Source organism: Ottowia oryzae, assembly GCF_003008535.1.
Taxonomy (GTDB): Bacteria; Pseudomonadota; Gammaproteobacteria; order Burkholderiales; family Burkholderiaceae_C; genus Ottowia; species Ottowia oryzae.
In genome coordinates, this window is the sequence record NZ_CP027666.1 from 3,762,173 (window position 1) to 3,783,900 (window position 21,728).

Genomic DNA, 21,728 nt, shown 5'->3' on the forward strand with positions numbered 1-21,728 from the left:
CTGACAGCAGGCGCCCGCCGCTGTCGATCAGGCCGCCCGGCGGCCGGTGGTGGCGGCATTGGCGGCCACCGCGTGCTCGGCGTAGGCCAGCACCTGCCGGGCCATCACGTCGTAAGGTTCGATGCTGCCCTGCGCACGCGCCAGCACGGTGCCGCCTTCCATGCTTGCCATGACCAAGGTGGCCAGGGCCTTCGCGCCATCGGACGACCTCAAGCCGCCCGCGAACAGCGCGCCGCTCAGCGTGGCGATCCAGTCGTCAAAAATGGCGCGGCAGTCGCTTTCCAGGCGCGGTGAATCAGCGGCCAACGCCACGGCAGCCACGGGGCAACCGGCTCCGCAGTCTTCTTCGACCAGGCGGGCGCGCCACAACGCCAGCGCGCCGCGCACCACGCTCAACAAGGGCTGGCCGTGCAGCGCTTGCAGTGCGTCGTCGGTGCGGCCGCCGTAGTCCTCCAGCACCGCCTCGATCAGCTCTGCCTTGCCACCCGGAAAGTGGTGGTAGATCGACCCGCGCGAAGCGCCGGTGACCGCCAACACTTCCGAGAACGCCGTGGCGTGCAAGCCCCTGCGCGCCAGAACCCGCGAAGCCCCTTGAACCATTTTGTGCCGCACCTGTCCCCGCATGTCACCCGATCTGTCTTGAATACTGTAAGCAGTAAGTCAGCATAGCAGTGGGGTTTAAGTTTGGCTATGTCATTGGACATGGCCATCGCAACCCGGCAACAGGGTGCGCGCCATTGGCCGGGGGTGCGCGAGCGCGCCCGGCGTCGGCCCGCAGGCAAAATGGCGGCATGCAATCCTGGCGCGCCTCCCTGCTTCGCTTTGACCCCGACGGTCAAGCCCTGTTCGATGAAGACGGCCTGCTGGTGGTGGGCCCCAATGCCGAGGGCCGCCAGGTGGTGCTGGCCGCGGGCGCCTACGCCGCGCTGGCCGCGCAGTACGCCGATGTGCCCTGCACGCATCTGCCGGGGCGCATCCTGGCGCCGGGCTTTGTCGACCTGCACATCCATTACCCGCAGACCGACGTGATCGGCTCGCCCGCCGAAGGCCTGCTGCCGTGGCTGGAGCACTACACCTTCCCGCACGAGGCGCAGTTTGCCGACGAGGCCCACGCCGCCAGCGTGGCGCGCTTTTTCTGTGACGAGCTGCTGCGCAACGGCGTGACCACGTCGCTCACGTTCAGCACCTCGCACGTGCCTTCGGTCGACGCGCTCTTTGCCGAAGCGCAGCGCCGCCACATGCGCCTGATCACCGGCAAGGTGCTGCAAGACCGCCACAGCCCCGACGGCGTGCGCGACGACACTGAGCAAAGCCTGATCGACACCGAGGCATTGATCCGCCAATGGCACGGCGTAGACCGCCTGGGCTACGCCATCACGCCGCGCTTTGCCCCCAGCTGCACCGAGGCGCAACTGCGCGGCGCGGGCGCGCTGGCGGCCCAATACCCCGATGTGTGGGTGCAGTCGCACGTGGCCGAAAACCTGGACGAAGTGGCCTGGGCGCGCGCGCTGTTCCCCGATTCGCGCAGCTACCTGGCCATCTACGCCGACCACGGCCTGATGCGCCCGCGCGCCGTGTACGCGCACTGCATCCACTTCGACGACGACGACCGCCGCCTGATGCGCGACACGCGCACCGCCGCCGCCGTCTCGCCCACCAGCAACCTGTTTCTGGGCAGCGGCTTTTTCGACTTCGCCGCCGCCGACCGCGTGGGCTTTCTGCCGCCGGGCCGCCCCAAGGCAGAAACGGCCCCCTCGGGGGGCAGCGGACCTCGCGAAGCGGGGGAGCGTGGGGGCATGTTGTACGGTTTGGCCAGCGACGTGGGCGGTGGCACCAGCTTTTCGCCCTTCGTCACCATGCGCGCCGCCTACTTCACCGGCCGCGCGGCCACCACCGGCTTTGCCGCCAAGCCCGGCGTCAGCCTGGCACCTGAAAAGCTGTGGTGGCTGCACACGGCGGGCGCCGCGCGCGCGCTGGACCTGGAAGGTGTCATCGGCAACCTGCAGCCCGGCTGCGAGGCCGACTTCGTCGTGCTGAACCCCGCCGCCACACCGCTGCTGGCGCGGCGCACGTCGCAGGCCGATTCGCTGGCCGAGCTGCTGTTCGCCCTGATCGTGCTGGGCGACGACCGCGTGATCGAGCAAACCATTATTTCTCAAGCAAAATAACGCCCCAGCGCTGGCGCAGACTGCGCTGGCAGCTATCAAAACCAGAGTACACAGCATGAGCATCAAGAGCGACCGATGGATCCGCCGCATGGCCGAACAGCACGGCATGATCGAGCCGTTCGAGCCCGGCCAAGTCCGCCAAAGCGCCGACGGGCAGAAGATCGTCAGCTACGGCACCAGCAGCTACGGCTACGACATCCGCTGCGCGCCCGAATTCAAGGTGTTCACCAACATCCACAGCACGGTGGTGGACCCGAAGAACTTCGACGAGAAGAGCTTTGTAGACATCAACGCGCCGGTCTGCATCATTCCGCCCAACAGCTTTGCGCTGGCGCGCACGGTGGAATACTTCCGCATCCCGCGTAACGTGCTGACCATCTGCCTGGGCAAAAGCACGTACGCGCGCTGCGGCATCATCGTCAACGTCACGCCTTTCGAGCCCGAATGGGAAGGCTACGTGACGCTGGAATTCAGCAACACCACGCCGCTGCCCGCCAAGATCTACGCGGGCGAGGGCTGCGCGCAGGTGCTGTTCTTTGAAAGCGACCCCGACGACGTGTGCGAAACCAGCTACAAGGACCGTGGCGGCAAGTACCAGGGCCAGGTGGGTGTGACGCTGCCCAAGACCTGATGGCGCGGGCTGGCGCAAGCCGACGCGCTGCCAGACCGACGCCCGTCAACTACTGAATTGATAGCTGCTGGCGCTGGTGCACAGTGCGCTGGCGGAATTTTCCTTTCGCAACCACGCAAATCACGCCCAGGCCACGGTCGCCGCACCCTCAGCGCCCTGCTGCGGCCCCATCCGGATGACTTCCACCACCCTGGCCACCTTCTGGTGGGTTCCCGTCACTTTGTTCGCGGCGCTGGCGCAGACCGGGCGCAACGCGGCGCAGAAGTCGCTGACCGGCAGCCTGGGCACCTGGGCCGCCACGCTGGTGCGATTTTTGTTTGGGCTTCCGTTCGCGCTGGTGTGCCTGCTGTCGCTGTACCTGTGGCCGGGCGGCGCGCCCGCGCCGTGGCCGGTGTTCTCTTGGGCGTACTTCGGCTGGATCGCGCTGGGCGCGGCGTTTCAGCTGGGCGCCACCGCCGCGCTGCTGCGCGCCATGCAAGAGCGCAACTTCGCCGTGGCCGTCACGCTGTCGAAAACGGAGGTGCTGCAGGTGGCGCTGTTCAGCGTGCTGTTTCTGGGCGAGTGGCCCACGGTGGTGATGGTGGCCGCCATGCTGGTGGCCACGGCGGGCGTGGCTGTGCTCAGCCTGCCGCCAGCAGAACGCCGCGCCAGCCTGGGCCACTCAGCCTGGTGGTCGGCGTCAGCAGGCTATGGGTTGTTGTGCGGCGCGTGCTTTGCCCTCGCCTCGGTCGGTTACCGCGGCGCCGCGCTGGCGCTGGGGGTTGAATCGCCCTGGTTGTCGGCGGCGTGGGGCGTGCTGCTGGCGCAGGCGATGCAGTCGCTCAGCCTGGGCGGGTGGCTGGCCTGGCGCTCGCCCGAGGGCTTGCGGCCCATCTGGCGCGCGTGGCGCGTGTCGCTGGTGGCGGGTTCGCTGGGCGCCATCGCTTCACTGGCCTGGTTTGCGGCCTACGCGATGCAAAACGCCACCGCGGTGCGCACCGTGGGCATGTCGGAAGTGCTGTTCAGCCTGCTGGTGTCGCGCGGCCTGTTTCGCGAACGCATGAGCGGCACCGAGAAAGCGGGGATGACGCTGGTGGTGCTGGGCATCGTGGTGTTGTGCGCGCCATACCTGTGAGCGCTAGCTGGCCACTTCACCTTGAGTTTTTGATCTACAAAAAGGGAGAACTGAAATGCATCCACTTCGCAGCGCCGTGGGCCTGACGATCGCCGCCGCCGCATGGCTGGCACCCGCCTGCGCGGCGTGGGCCGATTGCCAGAGCGACTTTGCGCGCGACAACCGCGTCAAGCCCGAGGCGGGGCCGTTCAAGCTGACGGAAGACCGCGTGCCCATGACCCGCATGTCTGACGGCAGCTGGGTGATGACGCTGCGCCAGGGCAAGGTGACCACGGTGTCCGAGGTCGTGCCCGACAAGACGGCCTTTCGCATCACGTCCGATGCGCCGATGGGCGACCACTACATGGGCGTGGGCCAGAAGGCGTGGTCCAAATCGCTTCCGTATGGCGAATGGACGGCGCTCAGCGCCGAAGACACCCAGCTGTTTGCAGGCGCCACCGCCACGTACATGACGACCGAAGGCATGACCAACCTGACCTGCGACCTGCAAGACAACGGCGGCCGGGCCGTGCGCACGTACCGCTACCAGGTGCCGGGCGACGGGCTGAGCAGCAAGATCACCACCATCACGGCGCAGTTCGACGCCAAGACCGGGCTGCCGCTGACGACCGACGCGGAAGGCGAGGCGAAATCCAACAAGTTCACCGCAGCAGGGCGCTTTGAATTTGACCGCACGATCCAGATCCGCCCACCCGCGGCGCCTGCGGCGCGCGCGAAACGCGGCAGCTGACGCGGCGGGGGTTGCGGCTGACATTGCGGGCGCCGCGCCGGGGCAGCCAGACGGCGTCAACCTGCAGCGTCAACCTGCCCCGTTAATCGGCCTCATCAACCAGCGGCGCGCACCGCCAGCCGTGCGGCCGCCAGGTCCCAGCCAGCCCAGCCGCAGCTTTTGAACAGCACCGGGCCGCTGCGCTGGCCCCCGGCCTGGCCCAGCAAATCGCCATGCACCACGTCAGCCAAGCTGGCGAAATCGGCCACGGGCAGGCCGGCCTGCAGCAAGTCGCCCGCTTCGTGGTCGGCATCGCGCGAATCGACGACGATGCGGCCGTACTGCGCTACGTGGCGGCACAGCTCGGGCGCCAGTTCCACCATCTGCGGGGTGAAGGCGCCCACGGCGGCGATGAAGGCGTCGGGGCGCGGCAGCGCCCGCAGCACGACGGCGCTGGCGGGCGTGCAGGTGGCGATCAGCGGGCAGTCGTCGGCGACGGCGTCGGCATCGGGCACCGCATCGGCCTGCAGGCCCAGCCCGCGCGCGTGCTGCACCAGGGCATCGGCGCTGGCGGCACTGCGCGAGGCGACCAGAAACCGCCGCACGCCCAGCGCGGCGGCAAACACCTCGACATGCGCCATGCCCTGCACCCCGGCGCCGACGATGAGCATGGGCCCCGCCAGGTTCGGCGCCAGCTGGCGCGCAGCCAGCGCCGACACGGCGGCGGTGCGCCGCGCGGTGACGGTGGGGCCGTCCAGAATCAGGCGGCGCTGGCCCGTGGCCACGTCGAACACCGTCACGTCGCCCTGGATGGTGGGGCGCGCGGTGCCGGCGTTGGCGGGCGTGAAGGTGATGAGCTTGGTCATCGCCGTGCGGGCGTCGCAGCCAGGCATGGCGAAAAGGTAGGCGCCCTGGTCCATGGGCACCACCAGGCGCGGCGGCACGCTGACGCTGGCGTCGGTCAGCAGGGCTTCAATCTCGTTGACCAGCGCGGGCCAGGGCAGGCACTGGGCGGTGCGTGGGGCGTCAAGCAGGGTGTCGGTCATGCGGGGCATTCTGGCGCAGGCGCTGCGCAGCGGCGAATTGCTATTTAATGCATAGCTGCCAGCGCTGGTGCGGCCTGCGCCACGGGCACTTTTTACTTGAACCCTGCCGTTCAATGAATGGCGCCGCCGCCGCTGCGCACATCGCCGGTGGTGGCCAGCGCGGTGCGGATGCCTGCGCGCAGGCCCTCCACCATGTCGGCCAGCGGCAGGCTGGGCGCGCCCTGCTCGGGCAGCATGGGCACGTGGATGAAGCCGCCTCGCGCGCCTTTCAAGGCAGGCACCGTGGCCAGCCGGTGCATCAGCCCATAGAAGACGTGGTTGCAGACGAAGGTGCCCGCGGTTTGCGAAATCTCGCCCGGCACGCCCGCAGCCAGGATGGCGTCGCGCATCGCCTTGATCGGCAGCGTGCTGAAGTACGCGGCGGGGCCGCCGGGCAGCACGGGGGTGTCGATGGGCTGCGCACCGGCGTTGTCGGCGATGCGGGCGTCATCCACGTTGATGGCAATGCGCTCGACAGACAACGCGCTGCGCCCGCTGGCCAGCCCCAGGCAAATCACCAGCGTGGGGCGGTGGCGTGCGAGGGCGGCGTCCAGCGCCACCAGCGCGCTGCCAAAGACGGTGGGCAGTTGTTCGGCCACGACACGGTGGCCGTCCAGCAGCCTGCCGTGCAGGGCCTGGGCGATGCGCCAGCTGGGGTTGACGGGGTCGCCCCCGAAGGGGTCGAAGCCCGTCAGCAACACGGGCGCGGGGCTTGGGCGGTCGTCCGACGCGCGGGCGGTGTGGCGGGCAGATACCATTGCGGCAATTTAGCGCATCGCGGATGCGCGGTGAGGAGCACACGATGAGGTGGGAAGGCAACGACCAGTCAAGCAACGTGGAAGACCGGCGCGGTGACGATGGCGGCGGCGGGGGTGGCGGCTTTGGCTTCGGCGGCCGCAGCATCGGCATTGGCACCATCGTGATTGCGCTGGTGGGTGGCTGGATCTTTGGCATCAACCCACTGACCATTCTGGGCATGCTGAGCGGCGGCGGCGGTGCGCCCGTAGTGCAGCAGCAAGGCCCGGCCAAGGCGCCGCCATCGAACGACAAGGAGGCGGCGTTTGTTTCGACCGTGCTGCGCTCTACCGAAGATGCGTGGGGCCAGGTGTTTCGCGAGAACGGCGCGCAGTACAAGCCGCCGCGCCTGGTGCTGTACCGCGGCGTGACGCCCACGGCCTGCGGCACCGGCCAGGCGGCGATGGGGCCGTTTTACTGCCCGGGCGACCAGAAGGTGTACCTGGACATGGACTTCTTCGACACGCTCAGCCGCCAGCTGGGCGCGCCGGGCGAGTTTGCGCGCGCCTACGTCGTCGCGCACGAAGTCGGCCACCACGTGCAGAACCTGATGGGCCTGACGGACAAGGTCGATGCGATGCGCGGGCGCGTCAGCCAGACGCAGCAGAACGCGCTGTCGGTGCGGCTGGAGCTGCAGGCCGACTGCTTCGCGGGCATCTGGGCCAACAAGTCTCAGCAGGCCAAGAACTGGCTGGACCAGGGCGACATCGAATCGGCCATGAACGCAGCTGCCAAGATCGGCGACGACGCGCTGCAAAAGCGCAGCCAGGGCTACGTGGTGCCGGACAGCTTCACGCACGGCTCCAGCGCGCAGCGCCAGCGCTGGTTCAACCAGGGCTACAAAACCGGCAGCGTGCAGGCGTGCGACACGTTCAACGCGCAGTCGCTGTAGTGTCTTTAGGGCCAGGCATCCAATCCGGCGCCAGCGCAGGCTGCACCAGCGCTGGCAGCTATTAATTCATGAGCACCCGGGCGGCCGCGCTGCCCCGCCCCGTCACGCACGGTACAAAACGGGGTCAGGGTGCGACAATAGAAGGTTCATGACGCAACCCTATTCAACTCTTGCGCTGGCTGAGCCGCTCAAGCGCGCCGTGGCCGAGATGGGCTACGAGAACATGACGCCCATCCAGGAGCAGGCCATTCCGGTCGTGCTGGCTGGCCAGGACGTGATGGGCGCCGCGCAGACCGGCACGGGCAAGACCGCCGCTTTTTCGCTGCCGCTGCTGCAGCGCCTGCTCAAGCACGAGACCGCCTCGGTATCGCCCGCGCGCCACCCGGTGCGCGCGCTGGTGCTGCTGCCCACGCGGGAATTGGCCGACCAGGTGGCTGGCCAGGTCAAGCAGTACGCCAAATACACCAACCTGCGCAGCGCCGTCGTCTTTGGCGGCATGGACATGAAGCCCCAGGTCGAAGAGTTGCGCAAGGGCGTCGAGGTGCTGGTGGCCACGCCGGGGCGCCTGCTGGACCACATCGAGGCCAAGACCGCGGTGCTGAACCAGGTCGAGTACGTGGTGCTGGACGAGGCCGACCGCATGCTGGACATCGGCTTCCTGCCCGATTTGCAGCGCATCCTGAATTACCTGCCCAAGCAGCGCACCACCCTGCTCTTCTCGGCCACGTTCTCGCCCGAGATCAAACGCCTGGCGGCCAGCTACCTGCAAGACCCGGTGCTGATCGAGGTGGCACGGCCGAACACCACCGCCTCCACGGTCGAGCAGCATTTCTACCTGCTGGACGACGACGACAAGCGCAGCGCCATCCGCCAGGTGCTGAAAGACAAAGAGCTGCGCCAGGCCTTCGTGTTCTGCAACAGCAAGCTGGGCTGCGCCCGCCTGGCCCGCGCGCTGGAGCGCGACGGCCTGCGCACCACCGCGCTGCACGGCGACAAAAGCCAGGACGAGCGGCTGAAGTCGCTCGAAGCCTTCAAGCAGGGCGAAGTCGATCTGCTGGTGGCCACCGACGTGGCCGCGCGCGGGCTGGACATCAAGGACGTGCCCGCCGTCTTCAACTACGACGTGCCCTTCAACCCCGAGGACTACGTGCACCGCATCGGCCGCACCGGCCGCGCGGGCGCCTCGGGCCTGGCCGTCACCCTGGTCACCAAGGGCGACCAGCGCCTGATGGGCGAGCTGGAAAAGCTGCTCAAGACCAAGATCGAAGTCGAGCACCTGCAGTTCGAGAACGAGCGCCCCAGCGGCCGCCAGAACGACGGCCGCCGCCGCTGGCAGGGCGACGAAACCGGCGATGCGCGCGACGACGTGCGCCGCCAGCGCGCCGAGCGCCGCACCAGCGACCGCCCCCGGCCCGCTGCCGCGCCAGCCGATCCGTTCTTCGACAAGCCGTACGAGGCTTCGCCTGCGGCCGAACAAGCCCCCGCCGCCTGGGAAACGCAGGCCCGCCCCGGGCGCAGCAGCGTGTCGGCCAACATCAAGCCGAAGCGCAAGGTGGCCGCGCTGTTCAAGGCGCCGCAGGAAACGCCGTCCGCGGCCGATTGAGTTGCCCGGGCGCATGCCAGCGCCCCACGCGACTTTGGCGCCGCAGGTCAGCGCCGTTACGTTGCAGACACCGGCGCCGGCATCTTGATCGGGCTTGAGCGATCTGCGCGGCGAGGCGGCAAGCCAACTGCCGCAAGCGCCACAATCCAAGTAAAAACGTGCTCAAGCGCCCTAGGGATAAGCGCTGACAGCTATTGTTTTTGAAGCATTAACCCGTCAGCCACACTGTCAGCGTGTGGATCACCAGGCCCACCAGCCCGCCCACCAGGGTGCCGTTGATGCGGATGAACTGCAGGTCGTGGCCGATGTGGCGCTCCAGCTCGGTCGTCATCTCCTGCGCGTCCCAGGCCTGCACGCGCGCGACGATGTACTGGCGGATGTCCTCGCGGTAACGGTCGATCAGGCGCGGCGCGGCGGCCTGCAGCTCGCCATTGATCCAGCCACGCACCTCGGGGTCGCGCTCCAGCCGCTCGCCCAGCGTGCGCGTGGCCAGCGCGATGCTGCGGCGCAGGGACGAGTCGCTGCGGCCCATGTCGTCCTGCAGCCAGGCCAGCAGCTCGGTCCACAGCTGGTTGACGTAGTCGTTCAGCGCGGGGCTGTCCAGCATTTCCGCCTTGGCCTTGTCCACACGCGCGCGCAGTGCGTCGTCGGTTTTCAGGCGCTCCACGAAGTCCGTCACGGCACCGTCAAAACGCAGGCGCAGCTCGTGCTGCGGGTCTTCGGCCATGTCGATGATGGTTTTGGCGACGACGGTGACCACCTTGCGCGTGGCCATGCGCGCGGCCACCTGGTCCAGCCCCACGTAGCGCAGCGCCTTTACCTCGCGCGCGATGGCTTCGGTCAGCGTGTCTTGCACCACGTCTTCGCCCAGCAGGCGCGCCAGCTGCACCAGCACGCCGTCCAGCAGCTCTTGGTGGCGGCCTTCATGGGTCATCGCTTCGAGCACCTGGCCGCTCAGGCGGGTGACATCCACTTGCTTCAGGCCACGGCGCGCCAGGTCGGCCACGAACTGGCGCACGCGCTCGTCGTTCAGCGCGCCCACGGCCCAGCGGCCCACCTCGACCAGGCGCTCGCCCACGCGGTCGGCGTTGTCGGGGCGCGCCAGCCACTGCGCCACCCGGCCGGCGGCGTCGAAATCCTTCACCTTGGCCAGCACCTGGTCGGTGGCCAAGAAGTGCGTGGCGATGAAGTTGGCCAGGTTCTCGCCGATGCGGTCCTTGTTCTCGGGAATGATGGCGGTGTGCGGGATCGGCAGGCCCAGCGGGTGGCGAAACAGCGCCACCACGGCGAACCAGTCGGCGATCGCGCCCACCATGGCGGCCTCGGCAAACGCCGCCACGTAGCCCCAAGCCGGGTGAGCGGGCGTGCGCCACGTGGCCACGGCGTACAGCGCGGCGGCGGCGGCCAGTAGGGCCAGTGCGATGCGCTTCATGCCCGCAGCGTCGCGCGCGCGGGGACGGGGCGGCGCGCTGGTGGGGCTGTTGCCGCTCATTGGCCGGGCACCTGGGCTTGCTCGCACTGCACCTGGATCAGCTCGCGCTCACCGGCGGTCGCGCCCAGGCGCACGGCGCTCAGGCAGCCACCCCAGACGCAGCCGGTGTCCAGCCCGAGGACGTCCGCCCGATCCAGCCAGCCCAACGTGGACCAGTGCCCGAAGGCCACCACGTCTTGCGCCGTGGCCCGGCCGGGCACATCGAACCAGGGCATGTAGCCCGGCGGCGCGCCGGCGCCGGGGCTTTCCTTGGTTTCAAACTCCATGCGGCCCTGCGCCGTGCACAGGCGCAGCCGGGTCAAGGCGTTGACGATGACGCGCCAGCGCGCCGCGCCGGTGAGGGCTTCGTCCCACTGGTCTGGGCTGTTGCCGTACATGTGAAGGAAGAACTCGGCCCAATGCGGGCCGCGCAGCACGTCCTGCACCTCGCCCGCCAGTGCCAGCGCCTGGTCGGCAGACCATTGCGGCAGCACGCCGGCGTGCACCATCAGCACGCCCTGCTCGCGCAGCGCCAGCGGGCGGTGGCGCAACCAGTGCAGCAGCGCTTCGCGGTCGGGCGCGGCCAGGATGTCGCCCAGGGTATCCAACCGATGCGGCTTGCGCACGCCCTGCGCCACCGCCAGCAGGTGCAGGTCGTGGTTGCCCAGCAGGCACTGCGCCACGCCATCGCCCAGCGCCTGCAGGCGCCTGAGCGCGGCCAGCGAACCCGGGCCGCGGTTGACCAGGTCGCCCAGCACGACCAGGCGGTCGCGGCTGGGGGAGAAATCGATTTTGTCCAGCAGGCGGCCCAGGGCGCTGTCGCAGCCCTGCACGTCGCCAATCAAGTAAAGTGCCATGACCTTGATTCTCTACGGGCTGGACGCCCGATTTGAATGGACCTGCTGATCATCGTCTTTCTCACCCTCTTGAACGGCCTGTTCGCCATGTCGGAATTGGCCGTCGCATCCAGCCGAAAGGCGCGGCTGGTGGCGATGGAAGAAAGCGGAGATTCGGGCGCCGCCGCCGCCTTGCAGCTGATGGATCGGCCCACGCAGTTTCTCTCAACGGTGCAGGTGGGTATTACCTCCATCGGCATGCTCAACGGCATTTTTGGCGAAGCCGCCTTCAGCGCGCCGCTGGCCGTGTGGCTGGCCGGGCACGGGCTGAGCGAAGGCGCGGCCTCGATTGCTGCCACCGCCATCGTCGTGATCGCCATCACCTTCACCACCATCATTTTTGGCGAACTGGTCCCCAAGCGCATTGGCCAGATGTTCCCGGAAGCGGTGGCGCGCTGGATTTCCAAGCCCATGACCTGGCTGGCCATGATTGCCAAGCCGTTTGTATGGCTGCTTTCGCTATGTACGCAGGCGGTGCTGAGCCTGCTGCGCATCGACGAATCTAGCGGCCGCGCAGTCACTGAAGAAGAACTGTCGGCCAGCCTGGAGGAAGGTCTGGACGCCGGCCTGATCGAAGCGCATGAGCACCAGATGGTGCGCAACGTATTTCACCTGGACGATCGCTCACTCACGTCGATGATGGTGCCCCGCGGAGAGATTCAGTGGCTGGAAGCCGATCAAACTGTGGTCGAGGCTCTGGAATATGTGGCGCGCAGCGGCGATAACGGCACCCACTCGTGGTACCCCGTTTGTCGCGGCGGCCTTGACGACGTCATCGGCATTATTTCGGTCGCGAAACTGCTGGAATTGGCTCGCACCACGGAAAAAGTGGAAAAGCACGTCGCCCCAGCAGCCTTCGTGCCTGAAACCCTGAGCGGCCTGGAGATGCTGGAGCAGTTGCGCGCGCGCGCCGGCCGGCTGATGTTCATCGTCGATGAGTATGGCGTGGTTCAGGGGATGATGACGCCTCGCGACTTTTTAGAGGCCATTACCGGCGAATTGAAACCAGGCGCGCACATGGACGCCTGGGCCACGCCGCAGGCCGACGGCGCCTGGATACTGGATGGAATGATGCCCGTGTCCGAACTGAAATCGCGCCTGGACATCGACCACCTGCCACTGGAAGACAAAGGCCGCTACAACACGGTGGCCGGCCTGATGCTGGCCATCTGGGGGCATTTACCCAGCGTGGGCGACCGCGTTGAAATAGAGGGCTGGGTATTCGAAGTGGTTGAAATGGAGGGCCGGCGAATTGACCGGGTGTTGGCCCGACCCTTGCCGCCAGAAGATATTCAACCCGCCGAACTCTGAGGATTATGGGTTTTCGGCGGGGCGATGGTATATTCGCGCGGTTCTCAATGTTTTAAATGGAGTCTGCCCTCATGGCCACTTACAAGGAACTGCTGCAGCAGCAAGAAGCGCTTGCCCAGCAAATCGAAGAAGCCCGCAAGAAGGAAATCGCCGACGCTGTGGCGCAGGTGCGCGCGTTGGTGAACGATTTTGGGTTGACGCAACAAGACGTTTTCCCCGGTGGCCGTAAATCCGCCAAATCGACTTCTGGCACCAAAGTGGCTCCTAAATACCGCGACCCGGCCACTGGCCAAACCTGGACCGGCCGCGGCAAAGCACCCAAGTGGATTGAAGGCCGCGACCGCGCCCAATTCGTTATCTGATCGGAGTTGGCGCAGCGCAGATCGGCGCTGCCCACCCGCCAAGCGCGCGCATGTCCATGCCCGCGCTTTTTTTGTACCTGCCGATTTATAGAGCTATAGAGCCCCTCGCGCACGGAACGCGTTGGCGGCGAGCGAATCACAGCCCCCATGCTTCAAATCCTGCGCTATGTGTGGCCATTGCCGTGGACGCTGGTCGGCCTTACGGCGGCTGCGCTGGTTCGCCTAGGGGGCGGGCAATGGCAGCGCCGCGATGGTGCCCTGGAAGCCTTTGGCGGCGCGGCGGGCCGACTTGCGCGCCGCCTGCCAGCGCCCATGCGCTTTGACGCGATCACCTTGGGCCACGTGATCATCGCGGTCGACCGCCAGGCGGCCGATGGCGCCCGCTGCCACGAGCACGTGCACATCCGCCAGTACGAGCGCTGGGGCGCGTTGTTCGTGCCCGCCTATCTGGCCGCCAGCGTGTGGCAAGGGCTGCGCGGCGGCGCGCCGTACCGCGACAACGTGTTCGAGCGCGAGGCCTACGCCGCAAGCCCGATTTCTTCGATGCCCGGCGCCTGCGCGGGCATGGGGAAGGTGAAATAATCCGGCATCAAACCAGTGAACAGTGAAGGAACGGTCATGGACACCACCACCCAGCAACGCATTGACGACTTGGTCAAGAACAACGACGTCGTGCTTTTCATGAAGGGCAACGCCAGCTTTCCGATGTGCGGCTTCTCTGGCCGAGCGGTGCAGATTCTGAAAGCCTGCGGCGTGGAGCCGCGCAGCCTGACCACCGTGAACGTGCTGGACGACGAAGCCATCCGCCAAGGCATCAAGGAATACAGCCAGTGGCCAACGATTCCGCAGTTGTACGTCAAGGGCGAGTTCGTGGGCGGCTCGGACATCATGATGGAGATGTACGAATCCGGCGAGCTGCAGCAAATGGTTGGCAGCATCGCCTGAGCGATGCGCGGGCAGTTGTGCCCGCCGCTGCGCTGCCAGCGCGGGCCCAACGTAAAAAGGGACGCCCTAGGGCGTCCCTTTTTACTGCGCGCCACACCGAGGCGCAGCGCACGGTACGTGCCCTTACTTGCGCACGATCACTTCCACGCGGCGAGATGCCGCATTGCTGGCGGCCGTACCGGTCGTTTCAGCCGGCTTTTCCAGCACGGTCTGGTCTTTCGACACGCCCTGCGCGACCAGCGCAGCCTGCACGGCTTCGGCACGGTGCTTGGACAGCTCGGCGTTGGCGGCCGCATTGCCCGTGGGGTCGTTGAAGCCGGAGATCACCGCTTTCGCGTCGGCGTTCGCCTTCAGATAGGCCACGAGGTCGGCGGACTTGCCAGCAAACTCGGTGTGCACGTCGGTTTTGCCCGTGTCGAAATAGACCTTCAGCGCAGGCGTGCTGTTGTCGCCCATCAGGCTGACCACGGCGGCGCCCGTGGGCTCGTCGGTGGATGCCGTTGCCGCGGGAGCAGAAGCAGTCGCGTCAGGCGCTGAGGCGGGCTCGGACGCAGCGGGCGCTGGCTCGCTGGCCGCCGGCGCCACCACCGCAGGTGCCGATGCGCCCGTGGCCGGTGCGTCAACCGAGCGATTCTTGCCGCAATAGCTCAGACCGAAGATGGCGGCCAGCGCCACAACGGCCCAAGGCAGCCACTTCATCAAAGAGCCACTGCCTGCGGCTCCGCTCGAGCCCACGTCCACCACCGGCGCAGCCAGCAGGCTTTGGCCGGCTGCGGCCAGGCTGGTGACTTCCGGCGGCAATGCGGAAGGGATGCTGCCGCCCGGCGTGAGGCGGCCGACGATGGCCGGCAGCAGGTAGCCCAGCGACGAGGTGATGTTGTCGCGGCCCACGTCGAGGCGCGAAGTCAATTGCGAAAGCAGGCCGCCGCTGCCACCCAGAACGGTTTCCAGCTGGGTATTGGTGATCGGCTGTGCGCTGGGGCCGCCGCCCAGCCACGACTGAACGATGGGGCCCAGATTGGCCGCCTTGAACTTTTCCAGAAAGCCGATCAGGCCGCCCGTGTCCTTGTTGGTCATGTAGGCCAGCAGCATTTGCACCAGGGGCAGCGCTTTGTCCCCCATGCCGAAGCGCGCGGCCACCTCCCGTAGCAAGACGTCAAACATTGGAATTCCTTTCTTGTGCATGGAAGGGTCGTCAAGGCAAGGCGCGCAAGAGCGCCTGACCACGGGCAACGACCCATCGGAAAATTATAGGAATGCGCATGACGCGCACGTGTCGTCCCAGTCCTACAGCCCTGGCGCCACCGATGGCCTGTGTAAACTGGCTTGAGCTCGCACCAGCGCGGCGCAGCCACCCGCGCAAGCCGCTGGTGCCCATTTTCGTTTAGACCCCTGCATGGGCTTTGTTGAAAACCTGCTGATCATCCTGGCGCTGATAGGCGCCAGCGCCTTCTTTTCCGTCGCGGAGATGTCCTTGGCGGCGTCGCGCCGCCTGCGCCTGCGCCACCTGGCCGATGAGGGCGACGCGCGTGCGCTGCGCGTGCTGCGTGTGCAGGAACAGCCGGGCTTTTACTTCACCACCGTGCAGATCGGGGTCAATGCGATTGCGATCCTCGGCGGTATCGTGGGCGAAGGTCTGTTCAGCCCCACGTTCGAGTCGTTCCTGCGCGGCTGGATGCCTGAGGCCACCGCCACCACGCTGGCGTTCACCGCGTCGGTAGCCCTGGTCACCTCGCTGTTCGTGGTGTTTGCCGATCTGGTCCCCAAGCGCCTGGGCATGGCCGACCCTGAACGCATGGCCATGCGCGTCATCGGCCCCATGGACAAGGTGCTGTGGGCCTTCAAGCCCGTGGTTTGGCTTTACAACAAGTGCAGCGACCTGATCCTGCGGCTGATCGGCCTGCCCACGCAGCGCGACGAGCGCATCACGCCCGACGACATCCTGGCGCTGGCCGAAGCAGGCACCCAGGCGGGCGTGATCGACCGGCCCGAGCAGATGGTAATCGAGAACGTGTTCGAGCTGGACACCCGCTCGGTCACCAGCGCGATGACGCCGCGCGACCGCATCGCCTGGCTGAGCCACGACGACACCGACGAAGCCGTACGCGCACGCATCGCCGCCGAGCCGTTTTCCACCTACCCCGTGTGCGATGGCGAGTTGGACCGCGTGCTGGGCTACGTCGATGCCAAAGACCTATTCCAGCGCGTACTGAGCAACCGACCCATTCATTTGACCGAGGAAGGCCTGCTGCACAAGGTGGTGGCGGTGCCGGACCAGCTGAGCCTGTCTGAAGTGCTGCACCAGTTCCGCCAGCAGCACGAAGACTTCGCCATCATCGTCAACGAATACAGCACGGTGGTGGGCGTGGTCACGCTCAATGACGTGATGAGCACGGTGATGGGCGACCTGGTGACGCCGGAAGATGAAGAAATGATCGTGCGGCGCGACGATGGCTCTTGGTTGATCGACGGCCACACGCCGGTGACTGACGTGCAGCGCGCGCTGGATCTGGGCGACCTGCCCGACGCCGACCAGTACGACACCTTGGCCGGGTTCTTGATGGCGATGCTGCGCCGCGTGCCGCGCCGCACCGACTTCGTCGACTGGGGCGGCTTTCGCTTCGAGGTGATGGACGTCGACAACTACCGCATCGACCAGGTGCTGGTCACGCGCAGCAAGGCGGGCGACTCGGGCGGGGCCAGTGGCGCGCCACCGAATTGATGGGCGCCGGGCAAATGCTATCTATTCAGTAGCTGCCAGCGCTTGTGCGGTGGGCGCTAGCCCGTGAAAACCCATCTTCTTTGGGCACCGAATACGGCATTCGGATACGGGTCGCGCCCGCGTGATCCGTTGTAGCGGCCGAGCGCCATGAACAGGTCGCCCCGCTCGCGGTCAAGGTAGTGGCGCAGGATCACGCAGCCAAAGCGCAGGTTGGTCTGCATGTGAAACAGCTTGCCGGGGTCGCCGTCGCCGATCACGCGCGTCCAGAACGGCATGACCTGCGTGTAGCCGCGCGCGCCCACGTTGGACACTGCGAATTTGCGAAACGCGCTTTCAACCTGGATCAAACCCATCATCAAGGAAGTGTCCAGCCCCGCGCGTCGCGTTTCGTACCAAACGGTTTGCAGGAATTCGATGCGGGTGTTGAAGTCTGGCTTGCGGCTTTGAAGCCGTTCACTCATCGCGCCCAGCCAGCGCAGGTACGACAGGTGCGCCTCGGTGGTGGCAAAGGTGGGCACCGGCGGCGCGCTGTTGGCAATGGCCGAGCTGAGCGCCGTGCGCACGGAATCGGCCATCGGCTCTTCCAGCTGCCCGCCTGCGTGCGCCACGCCGGGCGCCAGCCACACGCTGGCCGCCCCGACCGACGCCGCCAAACAAGTCCGACGCGTCAGCCCGCCACCGGGCCGGCCGCGCGACACCGCGCCCGTCATGCCAGCAGGCGGCCCTTGACGAAGGCCGCAATGTCGCCCGCTGGCACTTTGGTAGCCTCGCCGTCACGGCGGTGCTGGTATTCCACCTGGCCTTCCTTCAGGCTCTTGTCGCCAATCGTCACGCGGTGCGGCACGCCGATCAGCTCCCAGTCGGCGAACATCGCGCCAGGGCGCTCGCCACGGTCGTCCAGAATCACATCCACGCCCGCCGCCAGCAGATCGGCGTAGAGCGCTTCAGCGGCGGCCTTCACGGCTTCGCTGCGGTCCATGCCGACGGGGCAGATGACGACCGTGAACGGCGCCAGCGCATCGGGCCAGATGATGCCGCGCTCGTCGTGGTTCTGCTCAATCGCCGCCGCGGGCAGCCGCGTGATGCCAATGCCGTAGCAGCCCATCTCGAAGTGCCGGGGCTTGCCGTCTTCGGCCAGGAAGGTGGCGTTCATCGCCACGCTGTACTTGGTGCCCAGGTAGAAGATGTGGCCAATCTCGATACCGCGCTCAATCGCCAGCTGACCCTTGCCGTCCGGCGCAGCGTCGCCCGCCACCACGTTGCGGATGTCGACCACCAGGTCGGGCTCGGGCAGGTCGCGGCCCCAGTTCACGCCGGTCAGGTGCAGGTCTTCTTCATTGGCGCCGCAGACCCAGTCGGCCATCAAGGCGACTTCGCGGTCGGCCACCAGCTTGACCGGCTGCTTCAGACCGATCGGGCCCAGGTAGCCGGGCTTGGTGCCGAAGTGCGCCAGGATTTCGGGTACGGTCGCAAAGCGGAAGCCTTTATCCAGCCCCGGCACCTTGCTGACCTTGATCTCGTTCATATCGTGGTCGCCACGCAGCAGCAGCAGCCACACTTGGCTCTTGACGATCTCGCCTTGCTCGTTCAGCTCGTCGGTGGCCAGCACCAGCGACTTGACGGTTTGCGTCAGCGGCAGCTGCAGCAGCTCGGCCACGTCGGCGCAGGTGGATTTGCCGGGCGTGGGCGTGCGCGTCAGGGCTTGCGTGGCAGCAGGGCGCGGGCCGGCGGGCGCCAGAGCTTCGGCCTTTTCCATATTGGCGGCATAGTCGCTGCCGGTGCTGTAGACGATGGCGTCTTCACCCGTTGAGGCGATCACCTGGAATTCTTCGCTCAAGTCACCACCGATGGCGCCAGAGTCGGCCGACACCGCGCGGTACGTCAGGCCAAAGCGGTCGAAGATGGCGCGGTAGGCCTTGGCCATCGCCTGGTAGCTGGCTTTGGCGCCGGCTTCGTCGCGGTCGAAGCTGTAGGCGTCCTTCATGACGAATTCGCGCCCGCGCATCAGGCCGAAGCGCGGACGGCGTTCGTCGCGGAACTTGGTCTGGATCTGGTACAGGTTCTTGGGCAGCTGCTTGTAGCTGCGCAGATCCTGGCGGGCGATGTCGGTCACCGCCTCTTCGCTGGTCGGCTGAATGACGAAGTCGCGTTCATGCCGATCCTTCACGCGCAGCAGCTCGGGCCCCATGGTCTGGAAGCGGCCGCTTTCCGACCAAAGCTCGCCCGGCTGCACCACCGGCATCACGCACTCCACCGCGCCGGCGCGGTTCATTTCTTCGCGCACGATGGCCTCCACCTTGCGGATCACGCGCAGGCCCATGGGCATGTAGGTGTACACGCCGGCGCCCAATTTCTTGATCATGCCGGCCCGCGTCATGAGCTGGTGGCTCACTACCTCAGCGTCTGCGGGGGCTTCTTTGAGGGTGTTGATGTAGAACTGGCTGGCTTTCATCGAGATCGGGCGCTAAGTCCACGCATTGGCTGGGGTTTGTGCCCACTTGCCCCACATGAGGTGCGGTGCATAATGGTCCCAACTTATTGAATTTGGGGTTAGATTATGCTTGACCGGGAAGGCTTTCGCCCGAACGTCGGCATCATCCTGCTCAACCAGAAAAACCAGGTTTTTTGGGGCAAGCGCATACGCACCCACTCCTGGCAGTTCCCGCAGGGCGGTATTGATCGGGGCGAATCCCCCGAGCAAGCCATGTACCGGGAGCTGCACGAGGAAGTGGGCTTGCATGCCGAACACGTGCGCATCGTGGCCCGAACCCGTGACTGGTTGCGCTACGAGGTGCCAGACCGGTTCATCCGCCGCGACGCTCGCGGCCATTACAAGGGTCAAAAGCAGATCTGGTATCTGCTGCAGCTGGTCGCCAACGACTGGAATCTGAACCTGCGCGCCACCAACCACCCAGAGTTCGACGCGTGGCGCTGGAACGATTACTGGGTGCCGCTGGATGTGGTGGTCGAGTTCAAACGCGGCGTGTACGAAATGGCGTTGACCGAGCTGGCGCGCTTTCTGCCGCGCGCCGAGCACCGCAATCGCTACCTGCGTGGCGGCATGCGGCCGCGCGACAACGGCGCCATGCCCCCGATCCAGACGTCCGACCGCGTGGAGCGGCTAGAACGGCTCGACCGCGCGCCGCTGCACGGCGGCCCGGCGCACAACGGCCATCACGCGGGGCCTGCACTGCCGCCGGGATTGGAGCTGGAGCCATGAGAGCCATCACCGCCTCGCGCACCCCACAACCCGCCCGTGTGCGCCAGGCCATGGCGCGCACGCTGGCCGCTTGCCTGCTGGCCATCGGCTTGGGCGCGCACGCGCAGTACGCGAACGACGACATCGCCGACTGGAAAGAAGACGCCGTGCCGCCGCCGCCGGCGTACCGCCTGTCCGGCCTCGTGGACATCGACATGCCCAACGGCTCGTCGATCAAGATGGGGGTCGACCCCAAGACCATCACCATCAACCAAGCGACCGGCATTGTTCGCTATGTGGTGGTGGCGCGCGGGCCCTCGGCGGTGAACGCCGCCTACGAAGGCATTCGCTGCGCCACGGGTGAATTCCGCGTGTACGCGCGGCAAGTGCAGGGTTCGGAATGGGTGACCAACACCGACACCGAATGGAAGCCGATGCGCGGCCAGAGCAGTGTGGTGGTCAGTCACCCGCTGCAGCTGGCGCGTGGGGGCATGTGCAACGGCTCAACGCTGCGCCAGACGCCCAACGACATGGTGCGCGAGCTGCTCACAGGCAACCAGTCGCTCTATAATTGATAGCTGCCAGCGCCCATCGCACGGGCGCTGGAGCACTTTTTCTTGGTGAGACGCACCCTCAGCGCTTGAGCACCAGGTTGTCCCGGTGCACCATCTCGGGCTCGGCGCTGTAACCCAACAGGTGCGCGATTTCGCTGGACGGCTTGCGGCACAGCAGACGCGCCTCAGCGCTCGAATAGTTCGCCAGGCCCCGGCCCACCTCAGCGCCGGTGATGCTGTCGCGCACCGCAATCACATCGCCGCGCGAAAACACGCCTTGCACCTGCGTCATGCCGATCGGCAGCAGGCTCTTGCCCTCTTCACGCAGCTTGCGCGCCGCGCCCTCATCCACCACCACGGCGCCGCGCAGTTGCAGCTGGTCCATCATCCATTGCTTGCGCGCCTGGGTTTTCTGCGTGGGCGCGACCAGCAGCGTGCCGATGCGCTCGCCGCGCGCCAGGCGCAGCAGGGCGTCCGGCTCGCGCCCCCAGGCGATCACCGTGGACGCGCCCGAGCCCGCCGCGCGCCGCGCCGCAACGATCTTGGTCAGCATGCCGCCCTTGCCGATGCTGCTGCCTGCGCCGCCGGCCATGCGCTCCAGCGCCAGATCACCGGCGCGGCCTTCGCGCACCAGCTCGGCAGACGGGTCCTTGCGCGGGTCGGCGGTGTACAGACCACGCTGGTCGGTCAGGATGACCAGCAGATCGGCCTCGACCAGGTTGGCCACCAGCGCGCCCAGCGTGTCGTTGTCGCCCACCTTGATCTCATCCGTCACCACGGTGTCGTTCTCGTTGATGACAGGCAGCACCTGGTACTGCAGCAGGGTGAGCAGCGTCGATCGGGCGTTGAGGTAGCGCTCACGGTCGGCCAGGTCGGCATGCGTGAGCAGCACTTGCGCGCTGCGCAGATGGTGTTCGCGCAGCTTGGTTTCGTACATCTGCGCCAGGCCCATCTGGCCCACGGCGGCGGCGGCTTGCAGCTCGTTCACTTCGTGGGGGCGCTTGGCCCATCCCAGGCGCTTCATGCCCTCGGCGATGGCGCCGCTGGACACCATGATCACCTCGCGCGGGCCGCCCACGCCCGCCGCCTCGTCCCCGCGCGACAGCAAGGCCAGCTGGCGGCACCATTCGCCGATGGCCGCCTCATCCAGGCCGCGGCCTTCGTTGGTGACCAGGCTGGAGCCCACCTTGACAACAATGCGCCGGGCCGACGCCAGCACGTCGGCGGAATGATTCTGGGTCATATCGGGTGTTGGCGCAGGTGTGACCTGC

At 67.0% G+C, this 21,728-nt stretch carries 22 protein-coding genes; 13 read left to right on the forward strand and 9 right to left on the reverse strand.

All coding sequences use genetic code 11. From position 1 onward, the window contains the following. Positions 1–27: 27 nt before the first annotated feature. Positions 28–561 (reverse strand): TetR/AcrR family transcriptional regulator, encoded by a 534-nt coding sequence (locus C6570_RS17195; RefSeq protein WP_164675558.1) that lies wholly within the window; start codon positions 559–561, stop codon positions 28–30. Between the two features lie 230 nt (positions 562–791). Between C6570_RS17195 and C6570_RS17200 the strand changes: the two genes are divergently transcribed. The 4 genes from C6570_RS17200 (at position 792) to C6570_RS17215 (ending at position 4,643) form a co-directional block, all read left to right on the forward strand. After that, positions 792–2,168 carry a guanine deaminase gene (locus C6570_RS17200; RefSeq protein ID WP_106704306.1) on the forward strand — a complete coding sequence of 459 codons (1,377 nt, stop codon included), beginning with the start codon at positions 792–794 and terminating at the stop codon, positions 2,166–2,168. A 55-nt stretch (positions 2,169–2,223) separates the two neighbouring features. Next, entirely contained in the window at positions 2,224–2,799 is a 576-nt protein-coding gene (gene dcd, locus C6570_RS17205; protein WP_106704307.1) for a dCTP deaminase, read from the forward strand. A 175-nt stretch (positions 2,800–2,974) separates the two neighbouring features. Continuing rightward, positions 2,975–3,913 (forward strand): DMT family transporter, encoded by a 939-nt coding sequence (locus tag C6570_RS17210; RefSeq protein WP_106704786.1) that lies wholly within the window; start codon positions 2,975–2,977, stop codon positions 3,911–3,913. 55 nt (positions 3,914–3,968) lie between these two features. Then, positions 3,969–4,643: a hypothetical protein gene (locus tag C6570_RS17215; RefSeq protein WP_106704308.1), complete on the forward strand. Its 675-nt coding sequence runs from the start codon at positions 3,969–3,971 to the stop codon at positions 4,641–4,643. A gap of 95 nt (positions 4,644–4,738) precedes the next feature. Here the strand turns inward: C6570_RS17215 and C6570_RS17220 are convergent, their stop codons facing one another. Beyond that, positions 4,739–5,668 carry a delta(1)-pyrroline-2-carboxylate reductase family protein gene (locus C6570_RS17220; protein WP_106704309.1) on the reverse strand — a complete coding sequence of 310 codons (930 nt, stop codon included), beginning with the start codon at positions 5,666–5,668 and terminating at the stop codon, positions 4,739–4,741. Positions 5,669–5,778: 110 nt separating this feature from the next. Then, positions 5,779–6,465: a pyroglutamyl-peptidase I gene (gene pcp / locus C6570_RS17225; RefSeq protein WP_106704310.1), complete on the reverse strand. Its 687-nt coding sequence runs from the start codon at positions 6,463–6,465 to the stop codon at positions 5,779–5,781. A gap of 44 nt (positions 6,466–6,509) precedes the next feature. Here pcp and ypfJ point away from each other — a divergent pair, with 44 nt between their 5' ends. Together ypfJ and C6570_RS17235 are read left to right on the forward strand one after the other, a co-directional pair. Beyond that, positions 6,510–7,394, forward strand: a complete 885-nt coding sequence (ypfJ, locus tag C6570_RS17230; RefSeq protein WP_106704787.1) for a KPN_02809 family neutral zinc metallopeptidase — start codon at positions 6,510–6,512, stop codon at positions 7,392–7,394. A 148-nt stretch (positions 7,395–7,542) separates the two neighbouring features. Next, on the forward strand, positions 7,543–8,997 hold the full coding sequence (locus tag C6570_RS17235; protein ID WP_106704311.1) for a DEAD/DEAH box helicase: 1,455 nt from the start codon (positions 7,543–7,545) through the stop codon (positions 8,995–8,997). A 208-nt stretch (positions 8,998–9,205) separates the two neighbouring features. Here the strand turns inward: C6570_RS17235 and C6570_RS17240 are convergent, their stop codons facing one another. Continuing rightward, complete coding sequence (locus tag C6570_RS17240) at positions 9,206–10,489, reverse strand: DUF445 domain-containing protein (RefSeq protein ID WP_245896236.1); 1,284 nt, start codon at positions 10,487–10,489, stop codon at positions 9,206–9,208. Further along, the gene (locus tag C6570_RS17245; protein ID WP_106704312.1) at positions 10,486–11,325 is read right to left on the reverse strand and encodes a symmetrical bis(5'-nucleosyl)-tetraphosphatase; all 840 of its coding nucleotides are present in this window, start codon (positions 11,323–11,325) and stop codon (positions 10,486–10,488) included. Before C6570_RS17245 ends, C6570_RS17240 begins: the two co-directional genes overlap by 4 nt. Before the next feature lie 36 nt (positions 11,326–11,361). Between C6570_RS17245 and C6570_RS17250 the strand changes: the two genes are divergently transcribed. The 4 genes from C6570_RS17250 (at position 11,362) to grxD (ending at position 13,982) form a co-directional block, all read left to right on the forward strand. Further along, complete coding sequence (locus C6570_RS17250; protein ID WP_106704313.1) at positions 11,362–12,675, forward strand: hemolysin family protein; 1,314 nt, start codon at positions 11,362–11,364, stop codon at positions 12,673–12,675. A 71-nt stretch (positions 12,676–12,746) separates the two neighbouring features. Then, positions 12,747–13,037, forward strand: coding sequence for an H-NS histone family protein (locus C6570_RS17255; protein ID WP_106704314.1), 291 nt, complete (start codon positions 12,747–12,749; stop codon positions 13,035–13,037). A gap of 147 nt (positions 13,038–13,184) precedes the next feature. Further along, on the forward strand, positions 13,185–13,619 hold the full coding sequence (locus C6570_RS17260; RefSeq protein WP_106704315.1) for a hypothetical protein: 435 nt from the start codon (positions 13,185–13,187) through the stop codon (positions 13,617–13,619). Between the two features lie 36 nt (positions 13,620–13,655). Further along, a complete protein-coding gene (gene grxD / locus C6570_RS17265; RefSeq protein WP_106704316.1) occupies positions 13,656–13,982 on the forward strand; it encodes a Grx4 family monothiol glutaredoxin in 327 nt (108 codons plus the stop codon). 123 nt (positions 13,983–14,105) lie between these two features. On the opposite strand, the gene C6570_RS17270 is transcribed toward grxD, so the two are convergent. Then, positions 14,106–15,146: an OmpA family protein gene (locus C6570_RS17270; protein ID WP_164675559.1), complete on the reverse strand. Its 1,041-nt coding sequence runs from the start codon at positions 15,144–15,146 to the stop codon at positions 14,106–14,108. A gap of 232 nt (positions 15,147–15,378) precedes the next feature. On the opposite strand from C6570_RS17270, the gene paeA reads away from it, so the two are divergent. Next, positions 15,379–16,704 carry a polyamine export protein PaeA gene (gene paeA / locus C6570_RS17275; RefSeq protein WP_106704318.1) on the forward strand — a complete coding sequence of 442 codons (1,326 nt, stop codon included), beginning with the start codon at positions 15,379–15,381 and terminating at the stop codon, positions 16,702–16,704. A gap of 56 nt (positions 16,705–16,760) precedes the next feature. Here paeA and C6570_RS17280 read toward each other — a convergent pair whose 3' ends face one another. Both C6570_RS17280 and C6570_RS17285 read right to left on the reverse strand, forming a co-directional pair. Beyond that, positions 16,761–17,414 carry a lytic transglycosylase domain-containing protein gene (locus tag C6570_RS17280; RefSeq protein WP_106704319.1) on the reverse strand — a complete coding sequence of 218 codons (654 nt, stop codon included), beginning with the start codon at positions 17,412–17,414 and terminating at the stop codon, positions 16,761–16,763. Then, positions 17,411–19,156 (reverse strand): proline--tRNA ligase, encoded by a 1,746-nt coding sequence (locus C6570_RS17285; protein WP_106704320.1) that lies wholly within the window; start codon positions 19,154–19,156, stop codon positions 17,411–17,413. The genes C6570_RS17280 and C6570_RS17285 overlap by 4 nt, the downstream gene beginning before the upstream one ends. 105 nt (positions 19,157–19,261) lie before the next feature. Between C6570_RS17285 and C6570_RS17290 the strand changes: the two genes are divergently transcribed. Together C6570_RS17290 and C6570_RS17295 are read left to right on the forward strand one after the other, a co-directional pair. Next, a complete protein-coding gene (locus C6570_RS17290) occupies positions 19,262–19,924 on the forward strand; it encodes an RNA pyrophosphohydrolase (protein ID WP_425437902.1) in 663 nt (220 codons plus the stop codon). Continuing rightward, complete coding sequence (locus tag C6570_RS17295) at positions 19,921–20,478, forward strand: CNP1-like family protein (RefSeq protein WP_106704321.1); 558 nt, start codon at positions 19,921–19,923, stop codon at positions 20,476–20,478. The genes C6570_RS17290 and C6570_RS17295 overlap by 4 nt, the downstream gene beginning before the upstream one ends. A gap of 58 nt (positions 20,479–20,536) precedes the next feature. Here the strand turns inward: C6570_RS17295 and proB are convergent, their stop codons facing one another. Beyond that, a complete protein-coding gene (gene proB / locus C6570_RS17300; protein WP_106704322.1) occupies positions 20,537–21,700 on the reverse strand; it encodes a glutamate 5-kinase in 1,164 nt (387 codons plus the stop codon). Positions 21,701–21,728: the final 28 nt, after the last annotated feature.

Excerpts from the sequence above, each read along its gene's own strand:
- C6570_RS17200 (WP_106704306.1), top strand. The coding sequence starts at position 792 with ATGCAATCCTGGCGCGCCTCCCTGCTTCGCTTTGACCCCGACGGTCAA.
- dcd (WP_106704307.1), top strand. The coding sequence starts at position 2,224 with ATGAGCATCAAGAGCGACCGATGGATCCGCCGCATGGCCGAACAGCAC.
- C6570_RS17210 (WP_106704786.1), top strand. The coding sequence starts at position 2,975 with ATGACTTCCACCACCCTGGCCACCTTCTGGTGGGTTCCCGTCACTTTG.
- C6570_RS17215 (WP_106704308.1), top strand. The coding sequence starts at position 3,969 with ATGCATCCACTTCGCAGCGCCGTGGGCCTGACGATCGCCGCCGCCGCA.
- C6570_RS17220 (WP_106704309.1), bottom strand. The coding sequence starts at position 5,668 with ATGACCGACACCCTGCTTGACGCCCCACGCACCGCCCAGTGCCTGCCC.
- pcp (WP_106704310.1), bottom strand. The coding sequence starts at position 6,465 with ATGGTATCTGCCCGCCACACCGCCCGCGCGTCGGACGACCGCCCAAGC.
- ypfJ (WP_106704787.1), top strand. The coding sequence starts at position 6,510 with ATGAGGTGGGAAGGCAACGACCAGTCAAGCAACGTGGAAGACCGGCGC.
- C6570_RS17235 (WP_106704311.1), top strand. The coding sequence starts at position 7,543 with ATGACGCAACCCTATTCAACTCTTGCGCTGGCTGAGCCGCTCAAGCGC.
- C6570_RS17240 (WP_245896236.1), bottom strand. The coding sequence starts at position 10,489 with ATGAGCGGCAACAGCCCCACCAGCGCGCCGCCCCGTCCCCGCGCGCGC.
- C6570_RS17245 (WP_106704312.1), bottom strand. The coding sequence starts at position 11,325 with ATGGCACTTTACTTGATTGGCGACGTGCAGGGCTGCGACAGCGCCCTG.
- C6570_RS17250 (WP_106704313.1), top strand. The coding sequence starts at position 11,362 with ATGGACCTGCTGATCATCGTCTTTCTCACCCTCTTGAACGGCCTGTTC.
- C6570_RS17255 (WP_106704314.1), top strand. The coding sequence starts at position 12,747 with ATGGCCACTTACAAGGAACTGCTGCAGCAGCAAGAAGCGCTTGCCCAG.
- C6570_RS17260 (WP_106704315.1), top strand. The coding sequence starts at position 13,185 with ATGCTTCAAATCCTGCGCTATGTGTGGCCATTGCCGTGGACGCTGGTC.
- grxD (WP_106704316.1), top strand. The coding sequence starts at position 13,656 with ATGGACACCACCACCCAGCAACGCATTGACGACTTGGTCAAGAACAAC.
- C6570_RS17270 (WP_164675559.1), bottom strand. The coding sequence starts at position 15,146 with ATGTTTGACGTCTTGCTACGGGAGGTGGCCGCGCGCTTCGGCATGGGG.
- paeA (WP_106704318.1), top strand. The coding sequence starts at position 15,379 with ATGGGCTTTGTTGAAAACCTGCTGATCATCCTGGCGCTGATAGGCGCC.
- C6570_RS17280 (WP_106704319.1), bottom strand. The coding sequence starts at position 17,414 with ATGACGGGCGCGGTGTCGCGCGGCCGGCCCGGTGGCGGGCTGACGCGT.
- C6570_RS17285 (WP_106704320.1), bottom strand. The coding sequence starts at position 19,156 with ATGAAAGCCAGCCAGTTCTACATCAACACCCTCAAAGAAGCCCCCGCA.
- C6570_RS17290 (WP_425437902.1), top strand. The coding sequence starts at position 19,262 with ATGCTTGACCGGGAAGGCTTTCGCCCGAACGTCGGCATCATCCTGCTC.
- C6570_RS17295 (WP_106704321.1), top strand. The coding sequence starts at position 19,921 with ATGAGAGCCATCACCGCCTCGCGCACCCCACAACCCGCCCGTGTGCGC.
- proB (WP_106704322.1), bottom strand. The coding sequence starts at position 21,700 with ATGACCCAGAATCATTCCGCCGACGTGCTGGCGTCGGCCCGGCGCATT.